Here is a 15,560-nt window from a genome sequence, read left to right on the forward strand (position 1 = left end):
CCCACCCTGGAATGCATTTCACATGTGGGAGCGAGCCTGCTCGCGAAGACGGTGTGTCAGGCGACGAAGGTCAGGCGCCCGGCACGAAGTGCTTCTGCGCCGTGCCACGGGCGATCAGGCGCGAGATGTAGTCGAGCTTCTGCGCGTCCTGGTCGACAAAACGGAAGGTCAGTTGCAGCCAGTCGCTGTCGGCTTTTTGCTCGTGGGCGACGATGGCATGCAGGTAACCATTGAGGCGGGCGATCTCGGCATTGTCGCCCTGCTCCAGATCGAGCACAGCGCTGTCGAGGATCTGCGGCAGGGTCTCGGTGCGTTTCACCACCAGCAGCGCTTCCTTGATGCTCAAGGCCTTGATCACGCATTGCTGAGTACCGCTCGGCAGGCGCAACTGGCCCTGACCACGACCACCGACTGGCGCTTTCGACGTGCCAGGCGCCTGCACCGGCGGGCTGTTGAGCAGACCGCGCGATGGCGCTGCGGCAGGGGCTGGCGCCGCCGTAGCGGGCTTGCCGAACGGATTGGCAGCCGCTGCGCCGACCACGGCAGGCTTGCCGCCAGTCAGTGCGCTCAGGGAATCATTGCCGAACGCCGAATTCATTTTAGTCGGCGCACTGTTCATCAAGGTGTCGAGCTTGCCGACCTTGTTCAGCGCCTGCTTGACCTTGGTCAGCAACTGCTCATTGGTGAACGGCTTGCTGACGTAGCCGGAAACACCGGCCTGGATCGCCTGCACGACGTTTTCCTTGTCGCCACGACTGGTGACCATGATGAACGGCATGGTCTTGAGGTTGTCCTGCTCGCGGCACCAGGTCAGCAGTTCGAGTCCAGACATTTCCGGCATTTCCCAGTCGCACAGCACCAGGTCGAAGGCCTCTTTGGCCAGCATGGCCTGGGCCTTTTTGCCGTTGATGGCGTCCTCGGTGCGGATCCCCGGGAAGTAATTACGCAGGCACTTTTTCACCAGGTCACGAATGAACGAAGCATCGTCCACGACCAACACACTGATCTTGCTCATCCAACACCCCTAAAAAAAATCCCGGCAAGCATAACGCTTGAATGATGGCACTTTGCCAAAACTTTTCAGTCACGCCGGGACTTTTCGTTCGCGGGTGCTGCTTTTCAATACAAAAGCCGTAAACAAAAACGCCCGGCCAAAGGGCCGGGCGCTTTTCTCAGGCAATCTTACTTATCGTCAGCTTCGCCCGGAACATTAGCGGTTTCACCGCTTGTGCCTTCAACTTCTTCCTTCATGCGCTTGAGGCCCATGTGCCGCACGTCGGTGCCGCGTACCAGATAAATCACCAGTTCGGAGATGTTGCGTGCGTGATCGCCGATGCGCTCCAGCGAACGCAGGACCCAGATGATGCTCAGAACCCGCGAGATAGAGCGCGGGTCTTCCATCATGTAAGTCGCCAGCTCACGCAGCGCGGTCTTGTATTCGCGGTCGATGATCTTGTCGTACTGCGCCACCGACAACGCCAGATCGGCGTCGAAACGGGCAAATGCGTCGAGCGCATCGCGAACCATGTTACGCACTTGGTCGCCAATGTGACGAACCTCGACATAACCGCGCGGCGCCTCGCCTTCTTCGCACAACTGGATGGCGCGGCGGGCGATCTTGGTGGCTTCGTCGCCGATGCGTTCCAGGTCGATCACCGACTTGGAAATGCTGATGATCAAGCGCAGGTCAGATGCCGCTGGCTGGCGACGAGCGAGGATGCGCAGGCATTCTTCGTCGATGTTGCGTTCCATCTGGTTGATCTGGTCGTCGATCTCGCGGACCTGCTGAGCCAGACCGGAATCGGCCTCGATCAGCGCCGTGACCGCATCGTTGACCTGCTTCTCGACCAGCCCGCCCATGGCCAGCAGGTGGCTGCGCACTTCTTCCAGTTCAGCGTTGAACTGCGCGGAAATGTGATGGGTTAAACCTTCCTTCGAAATCATGATTTGCTCCGCAAAAGCCATGAGCTGCAAGCTACAAGCCGCAAGCTGATTTGTGTCGTACTCGAACCGCTCTTACTTGCCGCTTGAAGCTTGAAGCTTGCGGCTTGCAGCTGCACGGTTAGCCGTAGCGACCGGTGATGTAGTCTTCGGTCTGCTTCTTCGCCGGATTGGTGAACAGGGTATCGGTATCGCCGAATTCCACCAGTTTGCCCATGTACATGAACGCGGTGTAGTCGGACACCCGCGCCGCCTGCTGCATGTTGTGGGTCACGATGACGATGGTGAACTTGGATTTCAGCTCGTAGATCAGCTCTTCGACTTTCAGTGTCGAGATCGGGTCGAGGGCCGAGCACGGTTCGTCGAGCAGCAAGACCTCCGGCTCAACGGCGATGGTGCGGGCAATGACCAGACGTTGCTGCTGACCACCGGACAGGCCGAGCGCCGACTCATGCAGACGGTCCTTGACCTCGTCCCACAGCGCTGCGCCTTTGAGTGCCCACTCGACGGCTTCGTCGAGGACGCGCTTTTTGTTGATGCCCTGGATGCGCAGGCCGTACACCACGTTTTCGTAGATGGTTTTCGGAAACGGGTTAGGCTTCTGGAACACCATGCCGACGCGACGACGCAGCTCGGCCACGTCTTCGCCCTTGCGATAGATGTTGTTGCCGTACAGGTTGATCGCGCCTTCGACGCGGCAGCCGTCAACCAGATCGTTCATGCGGTTGAAGGTACGCAGCAGCGTGGACTTGCCGCAGCCGGACGGGCCGATGAAGGCGGTCACGCGCTGTTTCGGGATGTTCATGCTGACGTCGAACAGTGCTTGTTTGTCGCCGTAGTACAGGCTCAGGCCCGGCACTTCGATGGCGACGGTTTCCTGCGCCAGGTTCAGGCTCTGCTTGTCGCGGCCCAGGGCAGACATGTTGATGCCGTGGCTGTGTGTTTCGTGCTGCATGGGGTCTCACTCCGTTCGTAGCTGCAAGCTTCTAGCTGCAAGCTGCAAGTTTGAGCAAAAGCGGCTTGTAGCTTGCCGCTTGTGGCTAATGGCTTTAGCTATCCAGTGCTTTGTACTTTTCGCGCAGATGGTTACGGATATACACCGCCGACAGGTTCAACGTCGCGATCACCAGCACCAGCAGCAGCGCCGTGGCGTACACCAGCGGGCGGGCCGCTTCGACGTTGGGGCTCTGGAAGCCGACGTCATAGATGTGGAAGCCCAGGTGCATGATTTTCTGGTCCAGGTGCAGGTACGGGTAGTTGCCGTCCACCGGCAGCGACGGCGCCAGTTTCACCACACCCACCAGCATCAGCGGCGCCACTTCACCCGCGGCGCGGGCCACGGCGAGGATCATGCCGGTCATCATCGCCGGGCTGGCCATCGGAATGACGATCTTCCACAGCGTTTCCGCCTTGGTCGCGCCCAGTGCCAGCGAGCCTTCACGCACGGTACGCGGAATCCGCGCCAGGCCTTCTTCGGTCGCGACGATCACCACCGGCACCGCCAGCAGCGCCAGGGTCAGCGACGCCCAGAGCAGGCCCGGCGTACCGAAGGTCGGCGCCGGCAATGCTTCAGGGAAGAACAGACGGTCAACCGAGCCACCCAGCACGTAAACGAAGAAGCCCAGGCCGAACACGCCGTAAACGATCGCCGGTACGCCGGCAAGGTTGTTCACGGCGATGCGGATGATGCGGGTCAGGGTGTTCTGTTTGGCGTATTCACGCAGGTACACCGCCGCCAGCACGCCGAACGGGGTCACGATCATCGCCATGATCAGCGTCATCATCACGGTGCCGAAAATCGCCGGGAAGATCCCGCCTTCGGTGTTCGCTTCACGCGGGTCGTCCGACAGGAACTCCCAGATCTTGCTGAAGTAGAAACCGATTTTGGTCAGGGTGCCCATGGCGTTCGGCTGATAGGCGTGAACCACTTTGCCCAGGCCGATTTCGATCTCTTTGCCGTTGGCATCGCGAGCCGTCAGGGCATCGCGGTTGAACTGGGCATGCAGGTCGGCCAGGCGCGCTTCGATGTCTTGATAGCGGGCATTGAGCTCGGCGCGCTCGGATTCCATGTCCGCTTGTGCGGTGGCGTCGAGTTTGCCTTCCAGTTCCAGTTTGCGGCCGTGCAGGCGGATGCGTTCGAGACCGGCGTTGATCGCGCCAATGTCGACTTTTTCCAGCGTCTTGAGCTGAGCGGCGAGTTCGTTCACACGATTGATCCGCGCTTGCAGCTCAGGCCACGCGGCTTCGCCTTCAGCGATAACCTTGCCGTCTTGTTTGACGTTGACCAGGTAGCCGTAGAAGTTGCCCCATTCGCGACGCTCGATCGCCATCAGCTCGGGCGGCGTGGTCTGGTTGGTCAGCCACTCGCCGACGATCCAGGTGAAGTCGTTGCCGTTCAGGTCACGGTTGCCGACCTTGATCAGCTCGCGGGTCATGAATTCCGGGCCTTCGTCAGGCACCGGCAGGCCGGCACTCTTCAAACGCGCGCGGGGCACTTGTTCTTTCTGCACCACTTCGCCGACGACCAGGTGATTGGCCTGGCCCGGCACGTCGTAATGGGCGTGGATCAGGTCCGCCGGCCAGAAGTGACCGAGACCGCGCACGGCAATCACCGCCAACAGGCCAATGGTCATGATGACCGCGATGGACACCGCGCCACCGCTGATCCAGACGCCCGGGGCGCCGCTCTTGAACCAACCTTTCAGGGAGTTCTGTTTCACAGACTTCTACCTTTGCTTAAAGCGACGAGTATTTCTTGCGCAGACGCTGACGAATCAGTTCTGCCAGGGTGTTCATGACGAAGGTGAACAGCAGCAACACCAGCGCCGAGAGGAACAGCACACGGTAGTGACTGCCGCCGACTTCCGACTCGGGCATTTCCACCGCGACGTTGGCGGCCAGGGTGCGCAGGCCTTCGAACAGGTTCATTTCCATCACCGGGGTGTTGCCGGTCGCCATCAGCACGATCATGGTTTCGCCGACCGCACGGCCCATGCCGATCATCAGCGCCGAGAAGATGCCCGGGCTGGCGGTGAGGATGACCACACGAGTCATGGTCTGCCATGGCGTGGCACCGAGGGCCAGCGAACCCAGAGTCAGGCCGCGCGGCACGCTGAACACGGCGTCTTCGGCGATCGAGTAGATGTTCGGGATCACCGCGAAACCCATGGCCAGACCGACCACCAGAGCGTTGCGCTGGTCGTAGGTAATGCCCAGGTCGTGGGAGATCCACATGCGCATGTCGCCGCCGAAGAACCAGTTCTCCATGAACGGACTCATGTACAGCGACAGCCAGCCCACAAACAGGATCACCGGGATCAGCAGCGCACTTTCCCAGCCGTCCGGGACTCTCAGGCGGATCGACTCAGGCAAACGGCTGAAACCGAAACCGGCGACCAGGATGCCGATCGGCAACAGCATCAGCAGACTGAAGATGCCCGGCAGGTGGCCTTCGACATACGGCGCAAGGAACAGACCGGCGAAGAAACCGAGGATCACCGTCGGCATCGCTTCCATCAGCTCAATCACCGGTTTGACCTTGCGGCGCATGCCCGGGGCCATGAAGTACGCGGTGTAGATCGCAGCGGCGACAGCCAGAGGCGCAGCCAGAAGCATGGCGTAGAACGCGGCTTTCAGAGTACCGAAGGTCAGCGGCGACAGGCTCAGCTTAGGTTCGAAATCGGTGTTGGCGGCGGTCGATTGCCAGACGTATTTAGGCTCATCGTAGTTCTCGTACCAGACCTTGCTCCACAACGCGCTCCAGGAAACTTCCGGGTGCGGGTTGTCGAGCAGCAGCGGTTGCAGCTTGCCGCCGGCCTCGACAATCACCCGGTTGGCGCGTGGCGACAGACCGAACAGGCCTTGGCCCTCAACGACTTGATCAACCAGCAAAGTGCGATGCGCAGTGCTGTGGAACACACCAAGCTTGCCGCTGGCATCAAGGGCGAGGAAGCCTTTGCGGCGCTCTTCGGCAGCGATTTCGACGATTGGCGTGGTGCCCATCTGGAAGGTGCGAATCTGCTTCAGACGCTGCTCGCCATCGGTGTCGCGGGCCATGAACCACTGGGCCAGACCGCCCTTGGAATCGCCAACGATCAGCGAGATGCCACCGACCAGTTGCGTCGTCGCGGTGACTTCGGCGTCGGCATTTTCCAGCAGCTTGTAGCGACCATTGAGGCTCTTGTCGCGCAGGCTGAACACGTCCGCCTGGGCACGCCCGTTGACCACGTACAGCCACTGCTGGCGCGGGTCGACGAAGATGTTTTTCACCGGCTCGGTCATCTGCGGCAGATCGATACGCTTCTGCTCGTTGGTGACTTCGCCGGTCATCATGTTTTCTTCGCTGGTCAGCGACAGCACATTGAGTTGCGAACCGGTGGAGCCAACCAGCACCAGGGTCGAGTCGGTGGCGTTGAGGCTGACATGCTCCAGCGCGCCGCCGCTTTCGTTCAGCGCGATCGGCGCCTCGCCATACGGGAATTCAATGGCCGGGCTGATGGTTTTCTTGCCATCGGGGTAGGTGACTTTATAGGTGTGACGGAACACCAGTGCCTGACCGTTGGACAGGCCTACGGCCACCAGCGGATGACCGGGCTGGTCTTCACCAATGGAAGTCACGGTTGCGCCGGCCGGCAATGGCAGATCGACGCGCTTGAGTTCAGCGCCACTGTCGACCTCGAAGAACAGCGCCTGCCCCTTGTCGGACACGCGCATTGCCACCTGATTCTGCTCTTCGAGCGAAATCATCAGCGGCTTGCCGGCGTCCTGCATCCAGGCCGGGGTGATCGAGTCTTTCGCGGTCAGGTCGGCACCCTGGAATAGCGGCGCGACCACATAGGCGAGAAAGAAGAAGATCAGGGTGATGGCTGCCAGCACCGCCAGGCCGCCGACGAGGACGTACCAACGGGTGAAGCGATCCTTGAGCGCGCGAATGCGGCGCTTGCGTTGCAGCTCAGGCGTATTGAAATCAATGCGCTTGGGAGGGGAAGTCGTAGTCATTGGGGAATTGGCCAGATCATTCATGCGCACACCCTAGCGATCCTGTATGACAGAAAGATGACAATGCAGTGACGCAGCAAATCCGCCACCGGGGAGGTCCGGCAGCGGAGTCGAAAATTTGGTGGTTGTGGGAGCGAGCCTGCTCGCGAAAGCATCGGGTCAGTCACATGAATGGTGCATGTGATGTCCCCTTCGCGAGCAGGCTCGCTCCCACAGGAGTCCGGTTTCAGGCCGGACTCAGGGTGTTACTTCTTGGCGACAGCGCCGCCTTCCTGCAGACCGAGGTCAGCCAGTGCTTTTGCAGCAACCTTGGCTGGCAGCGGGATGTAGCCGTCCTTGACCACGACTTCCTGACCCTGTTTGGACAGGATCAGTTTGACGAACTCGGCTTCCAGCGGGGCCAGAGGCTTGTTCGGTGCCTTGTTCACGTAAACGTAGAGGAAGCGCGACAGCGGGTACTTGCCGTTCAGGGCGTTTTCTTCGGTGTCTTCGATGAAGTCAGTGCTGCCTTTCTTGGCCAGCGCTACGGTTTTCACGCTAGCGGTCTTGTAACCGATGCCTGAGTAACCCACGCCGTTGAGCGAGGAGCTGATCGACTGCACGACCGAGGCCGAACCGGGTTGTTCGTTGACGTTTGGCTTGAAGTCGCCTTTGCACAGGGCTTCTTCTTTGAAGTAGCCGTAGGTACCCGATACCGAGTTACGACCGAACAGCTGAACCGGCTTGTTCGCCAGGTCGCCGGTCACGCCCAGGTCGCCCCAGGTTTTCACGTCGGTTTTAGCGCCGCACAGGCGAGTGGACGAGAAGATCGCGTCGACTTGCTCCATGGTCAGGCCCTTGATCGGGTTGTCCTTGTGCACGAACACGGCCAGGGCATCCACCGCCACCGGGATCGCGGTTGGCTTGTAGCCGTATTTGGTTTCGAAGGCCTGCAGCTCGTTGTCCTTCATCTTGCGGCTCATCGGGCCCAGGTTAGCGGTGCCTTCCGTCAGCGCCGGTGGCGCGGTCGAAGAACCGGCGGCCTGAATCTGGATGTTGACGTTCGGGTATTCTTTTTTGTAGTTCTCGGCCCACAGGGTCATGAGGTTGGCCAGGGTATCGGAACCGACGCTGGACAGGTTGCCCGACACACCGGTGGTCTTGGTGTAGCTCGGGATAGCAGGGTCAACAGCGGCAACCGCGTTGGCAGTCGCAACGCCAGCAGCGACAAAAGTCATTGCCGCCATCAAACGCTTCAGTTTCATGCCTTACTCCTAGCAGATAGGGTGTGTTAAGTCGGGGCCAAGTATCAGCAGGCCGTGTGAACACTCTATGGCTGAAATATGACAATTGGATGAAAGGCCAGCATGTCGCGACAGATCGTTCCCACGCTCTGCGTGGGAATGCCGCCAGGGACGCTCTGCGTCCGCTTCGAGAGGTGACGCAGAGCGTCACGGGATGCATTCCCACGCGGAGCGTGGGAATGATCAGGCGCCAATCAGCGACCTTTTTTCCAAAGCCACGCGCCGACCAGCATCCCCACCCCGCACAACACCGCGACATAGTAAGCCGGGCCCATCGCGCTTTCCTTGAGCAGCAGGCTCACCACCATCGGCGTCAACCCGCCAAAGATCGCGTAAGCCACGTTGTACGAGAACGACAACCCGCTGAAACGCACCACTGGCGGGAACGCCTTGACCATCACGTACGGCACCGCGCCGATGGTGCCGACCAGCAGACCGGTCAGCGCGTACAGCGGAAACAGCCAGTTCGGGTGATCGGCAAGGCTGTGATAGAAGGTCCAGGAACTGATCAGCAAGCCCAGGCAACCGAACACGAAGACCCGGCCGGCACCAAAGCGATCCGCCAGTGCGCCGGCGCCGATGCAACCGAGGCTGAGGAACACGATGGCCAGGCTGTTGGACTGCAACGCGGTGGTTGGCGAGAAGTGATAAACCGTCTGCAGCACCGTCGGCGTCATCAGAATGACCACGACCACGCCAGCCGAGAGCAGCCAGGTCAGCAACATCGAAATGGCGATCGCCCCGCGATGGTCACGCAGCACCGCGCGCAACGGCACTTCTTCGGCCAGCGCCTTGCGCAGTTGCAGTTCGGCGAACACCGGGGTTTCGTGCAGCCAGCGGCGCAGGTACACCGAGAACAGGCCGAACACGCCGCCGAGCAGGAACGGGATCCGCCAGGCGTAATCCGACACCTCTGCTGGCGTATAAAGGCTGTTGATCGCCGTGGCGACCAGCGAGCCGAGCAAGATACCGGCCGTCAGGCCGCTGGTGAGGGTGCCACAGGCATATCCGATGTGCTTTTGCGGAACGTGTTCGGAAACGAATACCCAGGCCCCCGGCACTTCACCGCCGATCGCTGCGCCCTGGAGGACCCGCATCAACAGCAACAGGATCGGCGCCCAGATGCCGATCTGCGCATAGGTCGGCAGCAGCCCCATGATCAGGGTCGGCACGGCCATCATGAAAATGCTCAGGGTGAACATTTTCTTGCGCCCCAGCAGGTCGCCGAAATGCGCCATGACGATGCCGCCCAGAGGACGCGCCAGATAGCCGGCGGCGAAAATGCCGAAGGTCTGCATCAGGCGCAGCCATTCGGGCATGTCGGCCGGGAAGAACAGCTTGCCGACCACGGTGGCGAAGAAAACGAAGATGATGAAATCATAGAATTCCAGCGCGCCACCGAGGGCGGACAGCGACAGAGTCTTGTAGTCATTGCGGGTCAACGGTCGTGCGGGTTGCTCGGGCTGCGCGAGGCTCGAAGGCGCTGAGGTCATGGCAAGGGCTTCTCTTATAGTCGAATCTGTCGCCACAACAACGCTGGCAGTGGCTTGGACAGGTTCGGCACCATAGCAAATTGTTCGAAAAAGCACATAGAGGCGCGTAATTGACGGTCGAAATCAGAACCGGGTGGTCGTCGTGGCGTCTGTCGACCGATATACTCGCCACCTGCGCAGGCTTTGTAGGAGGTTGCTGTGCGAAAACGTTGTTGGCCCGTCCTTTGCTCGGGATTTAGCCTTTTTCGCAGAGTTTCCCTTTAGGCGCCTGATGGAAAACGTGACGAACGTAGTATGTTCGGTGTTGAATCGTTTTTCGCGAAGACGGCTACCACCCGCATTACCCACGAAGAGTCACGGGTCAGAGGCCCCCCGGCATGATAGAGCTCGAACAAGAAGATCCGATCCCACAGGGCGACCTGGCCCTGCAAATCACCGCGCTGCCGCGCGAAACCAACGGCTTTGGCGATATTTTCGGCGGCTGGCTGGTTGCGCAGATGGACCTGGCCGGCACCGCGATGGCCAGCCGTGTCGCCGGTGGCCGCGTCGCCACGGTCGCCATCGACCGCATGGCGTTCCTGGTACCGGTCGCCGTTGGCGCACAGTTGTCCTTTTATACGCAGACCCTGGAAATCGGCCGCAGCTCGATCCAGATGATGGTCGAGGTGTGGAGCGATGACCCACTCTCCAGCGAATGGCGCAAAGTCACCGAAGCGGTCTTTGTCTTCGTTGCCATCGACGGCAGTGGTCGCACGCGCTCGGTTCCGCCACGCGCGCGTTAAACCTCGCGGCCGTTTCGCGGTCGATAGTCGTCCCCAGTGTCTGATCGAGAGTTGCCCATGAACACGCCAAACGTTGAAGCCGTGAAACTGGATGAACTGAACTGCTGGCGCATCCGCCACGGCAAGGCTGAAGTGCTGGCGGCCCAGCAAGGCGCGCACATCCTCAGTTATCAGATCGACGGACAGCCGCCGATCATCTGGCTGAACGACAAAGCCGACTTGAAAACCGGCAAGAGCATTCGTGCCGGCGTGCCAGTGTGCTGGCCGTGGTTCGGCAAATTCGAACGCAACCCGCAGAGCGTGCAGAACATGTACGTCGGCGAGCAACCGGCCCCCGCGCACGGTCTGGTGCGAGCGATGGACTGGGAGCTGGGCGGCATCGAATCCGAGGCTGACGGCATCAAGGTGGAGTTCAAGCTGCCCTACCCGGAAGGTGGCCTGCCGGGCTGGCCGCATGAAGTCGACCTGACCCTGACCCTGCATCTCTCGGATCAATTGCATTACAGCCTGACCAGCCATAACCGTGGCCATGACACCGTCAGCCTGAGCCAGGCGCTGCACACCTATTTCTCCGTGAGTGATGTGCGTAACGTGCACGTCAACGGCGTGGCCGGGCTGGATTACATCGAGACCCTGGACGACTGGAACATTGCCAGCCAGCAAGGCGATCTGCAGTTCACCGGCGAGACCGATCGCATCTACCTCGACGTACCGCCGCAGTTGAGCATCATTGATCCAACCTGGGAACGCCGCATCGTGTTGACCTCAACGGGCTCGCGCACCGCCGTGATCTGGAACCCGTGGATCGACCGCGCCGCCGCACTGCCCGACATGGACAACGACGGCTGGCAACGCATGCTGTGCATCGAGACGGCGAATGTGATGGATGACATCGTCTCCCTGGCGCCGGGGGCGAGCCATACCATGGGTGTGAGCGTAGCCACTACGCCGCTCTAACCGACACCGCAACACCAATGTAGGAGTGAGCCTGCTCGCGATAGCGTTGTGTCAGTCAATCAAGATGGATCTGACAAATCGCTATCGCGAGCAGGCTCACTCCTACATTTATCTGTGGCGGTCTTTAGAGATCCGCTTCCTGCACCACCCGCACCTTCTCCGCCTCCAGTGCATACGCCGCATCGGCCAGGTCATTGCTGATCTTTTCGATCTTCAACGTGCCCGTTACCCACAGCGGTGTGTAGATGTCATCCAGCTTCAGGCCCTTGGGATAACGCACCAGCACCAATTGATTTGGCGGCGGTGGTGGCACGTGAATGCACGCGCCCGGGTACGGCACCAGGAAGAACAGTGTGCTGCGACCCTTGGCATCGGATTCCAGCGGCACCGGGTAACCGCCGATGCGGATGTGCTTGTCGTTCATCGACGCTACGGTTTTGCTTGAATACATCACCGCCGGCAAACCTTTGGCCTGCTTCATCCCGCCTTTCTCGGTGAAGGTGCCGCTGGCTTCGGGGGAGTTGTGGTCGATTTCCGGCATGGCCTCAAGGGCCTTTTGGTCCGACTTGGGCATCAGGTCGAGCCAGTCGGTTTCCGGCAGTTCGCCGGCGTGGGCCAAGCCGCTGCCCAGCAAGAAGAGAGTCAACAGAAGATGGCGCATGAGGTGCTCGGTATGAAAGAGAGAACAGTGAATCGCCGAGCATTCTAGCCCTCCCTGCCGCGATGGCAGAGAGGACTTTGTCGCTTTGGATCAGTTCTTTTTGATCAGGCCGTAGATCACCAGCAGCACGACCGCGCCAACCAGCGCGCCTAGGAAACCGGCACCCTCACCAGCCTGATAAATACCCAGAGCCTGACCGCCATAGGTGGCCGCGAGCGAACCGCCGATACCGAGCAGGATGGTCATGATCCAGCCCATGCTGTCATCGCCCGGTTTCAGGAACCGCGCCAGCAGGCCGACGATCAAGCCGATAAAAATGGTTCCGATAATTCCCATGACATTTCCCTCTGATTGATTGGCTATAGCCTAGCCAGACTTTGGCATCCTGCCATCAGAGAACGGCGGGGCCTGAATGGTTCCGCCGCTGTCACATGAAACTGTTTTACTCGGCAATCAACGCTTCGACCTTGACGATCTGCGCTTGCAGCGTGGCCATGTCGGCGCAGCGCAGGTTGGCGTGACCGACCTTGCGCCCGGCCTTGAAGGCTTTGCCGTAGTGGTGCAAATGGCAGTCCTGGATGGCGATGACTTTTTCAACCGGCGGCACAACGCCGATGAAGTTGAGCATCGCGCTCTCGCCGACCTTGGCGGTCGAGCCCAGCGGCAGACCGGCCACGGCACGCAGGTGGTTTTCGAACTGACTGCACTCGGCGCCTTCAGTGGTCCAGTGTCCGGAGTTGTGTACGCGCGGCGCGATTTCGTTGGCTTTCAGGCCGCCGTCGACTTCAAAGAATTCGAAGGCCATCACGCCGACGTAGTCGAGGTGCTTGAGCACGCGGCTGGAATAGTCTTCCGCCAAGGCCTGCAACGGGTGATCGGTGCTGGCGACGGACAGCTTGAGAATGCCGCTGTCGTGGGTGTTGTGCACCAGCGGATAGAACTTCGTTTCACCATCGCGAGCGCGCACAGCGATCAGCGACACTTCACCGGTGAACGGCACGAAGCCTTCGAGCAGGCAGGCGACGCTGCCCAGTTCAGCGAAAGTACCGGCGACGTCTTCCGGCTTGCGCAGGACTTTCTGTCCCTTGCCGTCGTAACCCAGGGTGCGGGTCTTGAGTACGGCCGGCAGACCGATCGAAGCGACGGCGGCGTCCAGATCGGCTTGCGACTGGATGTCGGCGAAGGCCGGGGTCGGAATGTCCAGATCCTTGAACATGCTCTTTTCGAACCAGCGATCACGGGCGATGCGCAGGGCTTCGGCGCTCGGGTACACCGGCACGAATTGCGAGAGAAACGCCACGGTTTCGGCCGGGACGCTTTCGAATTCGAAGGTCACCAGATCGACTTCATCGGCCAGTTGGCGCAGATGATCCTGATCGCCGTAATCGGCCCGCAGGTGTTCGCCCAGCGCGGCCGCACAGGCGTCCGGTGCAGGGTCGAGGAAAGCGAAGTTCATGCCCAGCGGAGTGCCCGCCAGGGCCAACATGCGGCCCAACTGGCCGCCACCGATTACACCGATCTTCATCTCAACAACCTCAGGCAATACGTGGGTCTGGATTGTCCAGGACGCTGTCTGTCTGCTCGGCACGGAAGGTTTTCAGTACCGCGTGGAACTGCGGGTGCTTGGCGCCCAGAATACTCGCCGAGAGCAGCGCGGCGTTGATCGCGCCAGCCTTGCCGATGGCCAGGGTGGCAACCGGAATGCCCGCTGGCATCTGCACGATCGACAGCAGCGAATCGACGCCCGAGAGCATGGCCGACTGCACCGGCACACCCAGCACCGGCAGGTGGGTCTTGGCCGCACACATGCCAGGCAGGTGGGCCGCGCCGCCAGCACCGGCGATAATCACCTCGATGCCGCGGCTTTCAGCCTCTTCGGCGTACTGGAACAGCAGATCCGGGGTGCGGTGGGCGGAAACCACCTTGACCTCGTACGGGATGCCGAGCTTTTCCAGCATATCGGCGGTGTGGCTAAGGGTGGACCAATCGGACTTGGAGCCCATGATCACGCCAACCAGTGCACTCATCGTCGCGCCTCTTCTCTCTGGAGCGCCCGCAGGCGCGTCATAAAACAACAAGCCACGCAGGTTGCGTGGCTTGATTGTACGAAAAATGGCCGGACGTGCCGGCCGAAGGCCGCGCAGTATACCGCAAAGAAAGCAATAAACAGCCCCCGAAACGACCATCTGTCAAATGAGCGAAAGGCCCGGTTTTATTGACTTGAAGGTCAGCGCCGAGACATCACTCGATCCCCTGTGGGAGCTGGCTTGCCAGCGATGGCGTCAGACCGACAACAGATCAGTCACAGACCCGACGCTATCGCTGGCAAGCCAGCTCCCACAGGGTTTTCGGTGCACTCAAGAGGATTGGGCAGCACCGCCTTCAAGCTTGCGCCACAGCAACCGCACGTTCGCCTTGCGCACCAACGCGCAGCGGTAAAGACGAATCTCCAGCGGCACATGCCATTGCGGGCCGCCGCACACCACCAGTTCGCCGCGCGCCAGTTCGGCACGTACGCTCAACTGTGGCACCCAGGCAATGCCTAGGCCTTCCAGCGCCATGCTTTTCAGGCTGTCGGCCATGGCCGTTTCGTAGACCGTGGTGAAGCGCAACTGGCGCTGACGCAGCAAACCATTGACCGAGCGGCCGAGAAACGCCCCGGCGCTGTAGGCGAGCAACGGCACGCTGGCGTCACCTTCCAGATCGAACAGCGGTTTGCCCTCGGCATCCGCCGCGCACACCGGGAGCATTTCGGTCTGGCCCAAATGCAGCGACGGGAAGATCTCCGGGTCCATCTGCATCGCCGCATCGGGGTCGTAGAACGCCAGCATCAGATCGCAACCACCCTCACGCAGTGCATGCACGGCGTCGCCGACGTTGGTTGCCACCAGCCGCGTGGCGATGTTCAACCCTTCGTTGCGCAACTGGGCGATCCAGCGGGGAAAGAAACCCAGCGCGAGCGAGTGAGCCGCAGCGACTTGCATCACTTCGCCCTGCCCGCCTTCCAGATGATGCAGGTGGCGCAGCACTTCACCGAGCTGTTCGACCACGGTGCGCGCGGTAACCAGAAACAACTGCCCCGCCGCCGTCAGTTCGACCGGCGTACGCGAGCGGTTGACCAGCGTCAGGCCCAGCGCCGCTTCAAGGCTGCGGATCCGCCGACTGAACGCCGGCTGAGTCACGAAGCGCCGTTCGGCGGCCTGCGAGAAGCTGCGAGTGGCAGCCAGAGCACTGAAGTCCTCGAGCCATTTGCTTTCCAGATTCATCACGTCCTCCCGGACACGCACCAAAACAGGTCACACGTCTGCCGCACAGGCGGCGTCACATCGGCATTATGCCGAATGTGCATAGGGCAGTGCTGAACAGCATTGGCCCAAAAATTCCTACAAGCCTAGCATTCGCAGCGTTCCGGCACAGACCGGGTCCTTATCGAGATGATTTCTAT

Annotated in this window: 14 protein-coding genes; 2 read left to right on the top strand and 12 right to left on the bottom strand. The window is 60.8% G+C overall.

Annotated elements, in window-relative coordinates:
• Window positions 1-70 precede the first annotated feature (70 nt).
• From HU743_RS12480 to HU743_RS12510, 7 genes are all read right to left on the bottom strand, one after another.
• Window positions 71-1,015, bottom strand: coding sequence for a response regulator (locus tag HU743_RS12480; protein ID WP_186648927.1), 945 nt, complete (start codon window positions 1,013-1,015; stop codon window positions 71-73).
• A 167-nt stretch (window positions 1,016-1,182) separates the two neighbouring features.
• Window positions 1,183-1,944, bottom strand: a complete 762-nt coding sequence (phoU, locus tag HU743_RS12485) for a phosphate signaling complex protein PhoU (RefSeq protein ID WP_186531114.1) — start codon at window positions 1,942-1,944, stop codon at window positions 1,183-1,185.
• A gap of 118 nt (window positions 1,945-2,062) precedes the next feature.
• The gene (gene pstB, locus HU743_RS12490) at window positions 2,063-2,896 is read right to left on the bottom strand and encodes a phosphate ABC transporter ATP-binding protein PstB (protein WP_186546130.1); all 834 of its coding nucleotides are present in this window, start codon (window positions 2,894-2,896) and stop codon (window positions 2,063-2,065) included.
• Window positions 2,897-2,990: 94 nt separating this feature from the next.
• Window positions 2,991-4,661, bottom strand: a complete 1,671-nt coding sequence (pstA, locus tag HU743_RS12495) for a phosphate ABC transporter permease PstA (protein ID WP_186648929.1) — start codon at window positions 4,659-4,661, stop codon at window positions 2,991-2,993.
• Window positions 4,662-4,677: 16 nt separating this feature from the next.
• Window positions 4,678-6,711 carry an ABC transporter permease subunit gene (locus HU743_RS12500; protein ID WP_186546336.1) on the bottom strand — a complete coding sequence of 678 codons (2,034 nt, stop codon included), beginning with the start codon at window positions 6,709-6,711 and terminating at the stop codon, window positions 4,678-4,680.
• 473 nt (window positions 6,712-7,184) lie between these two features.
• Entirely contained in the window at window positions 7,185-8,183 is a 999-nt protein-coding gene (locus tag HU743_RS12505) for a phosphate ABC transporter substrate-binding protein PstS (protein WP_042561820.1), read from the bottom strand.
• A gap of 233 nt (window positions 8,184-8,416) precedes the next feature.
• Window positions 8,417-9,715, bottom strand: a complete 1,299-nt coding sequence (locus HU743_RS12510; RefSeq protein ID WP_186648932.1) for an MFS transporter — start codon at window positions 9,713-9,715, stop codon at window positions 8,417-8,419.
• Between the two features lie 377 nt (window positions 9,716-10,092).
• Between HU743_RS12510 and HU743_RS12515 the strand changes: the two genes are divergently transcribed.
• Together HU743_RS12515 and HU743_RS12520 are read left to right on the top strand one after the other, a co-directional pair.
• Complete coding sequence (locus HU743_RS12515) at window positions 10,093-10,497, top strand: acyl-CoA thioesterase (protein WP_003229628.1); 405 nt, start codon at window positions 10,093-10,095, stop codon at window positions 10,495-10,497.
• Between the two features lie 57 nt (window positions 10,498-10,554).
• Window positions 10,555-11,454 (top strand): D-hexose-6-phosphate mutarotase, encoded by a 900-nt coding sequence (locus tag HU743_RS12520; protein WP_186648933.1) that lies wholly within the window; start codon window positions 10,555-10,557, stop codon window positions 11,452-11,454.
• Window positions 11,455-11,578: 124 nt separating this feature from the next.
• Here HU743_RS12520 and HU743_RS12525 read toward each other — a convergent pair whose 3' ends face one another.
• From HU743_RS12525 to HU743_RS12545, 5 genes are all read right to left on the bottom strand, one after another.
• Window positions 11,579-12,115 carry a DUF3299 domain-containing protein gene (locus tag HU743_RS12525; protein ID WP_186648935.1) on the bottom strand — a complete coding sequence of 179 codons (537 nt, stop codon included), beginning with the start codon at window positions 12,113-12,115 and terminating at the stop codon, window positions 11,579-11,581.
• A 90-nt stretch (window positions 12,116-12,205) separates the two neighbouring features.
• Window positions 12,206-12,451: a GlsB/YeaQ/YmgE family stress response membrane protein gene (locus HU743_RS12530; protein WP_016772475.1), complete on the bottom strand. Its 246-nt coding sequence runs from the start codon at window positions 12,449-12,451 to the stop codon at window positions 12,206-12,208.
• Window positions 12,452-12,557: 106 nt separating this feature from the next.
• On the bottom strand, window positions 12,558-13,640 hold the full coding sequence (locus HU743_RS12535) for a 5-(carboxyamino)imidazole ribonucleotide synthase (RefSeq protein WP_186546135.1): 1,083 nt from the start codon (window positions 13,638-13,640) through the stop codon (window positions 12,558-12,560).
• A gap of 10 nt (window positions 13,641-13,650) precedes the next feature.
• The gene (gene purE, locus HU743_RS12540; protein WP_007920220.1) at window positions 13,651-14,142 is read right to left on the bottom strand and encodes a 5-(carboxyamino)imidazole ribonucleotide mutase; all 492 of its coding nucleotides are present in this window, start codon (window positions 14,140-14,142) and stop codon (window positions 13,651-13,653) included.
• 330 nt (window positions 14,143-14,472) lie between these two features.
• Window positions 14,473-15,381 carry a LysR substrate-binding domain-containing protein gene (locus HU743_RS12545; RefSeq protein WP_186546137.1) on the bottom strand — a complete coding sequence of 303 codons (909 nt, stop codon included), beginning with the start codon at window positions 15,379-15,381 and terminating at the stop codon, window positions 14,473-14,475.
• Between the last annotated feature and the right edge of the window lie 179 nt (window positions 15,382-15,560).

This window comes from Pseudomonas sp. SWRI99, from assembly GCF_014270125.1.
Taxonomy (GTDB): domain Bacteria; phylum Pseudomonadota; class Gammaproteobacteria; order Pseudomonadales; family Pseudomonadaceae; genus Aquipseudomonas; species Aquipseudomonas hamedanensis.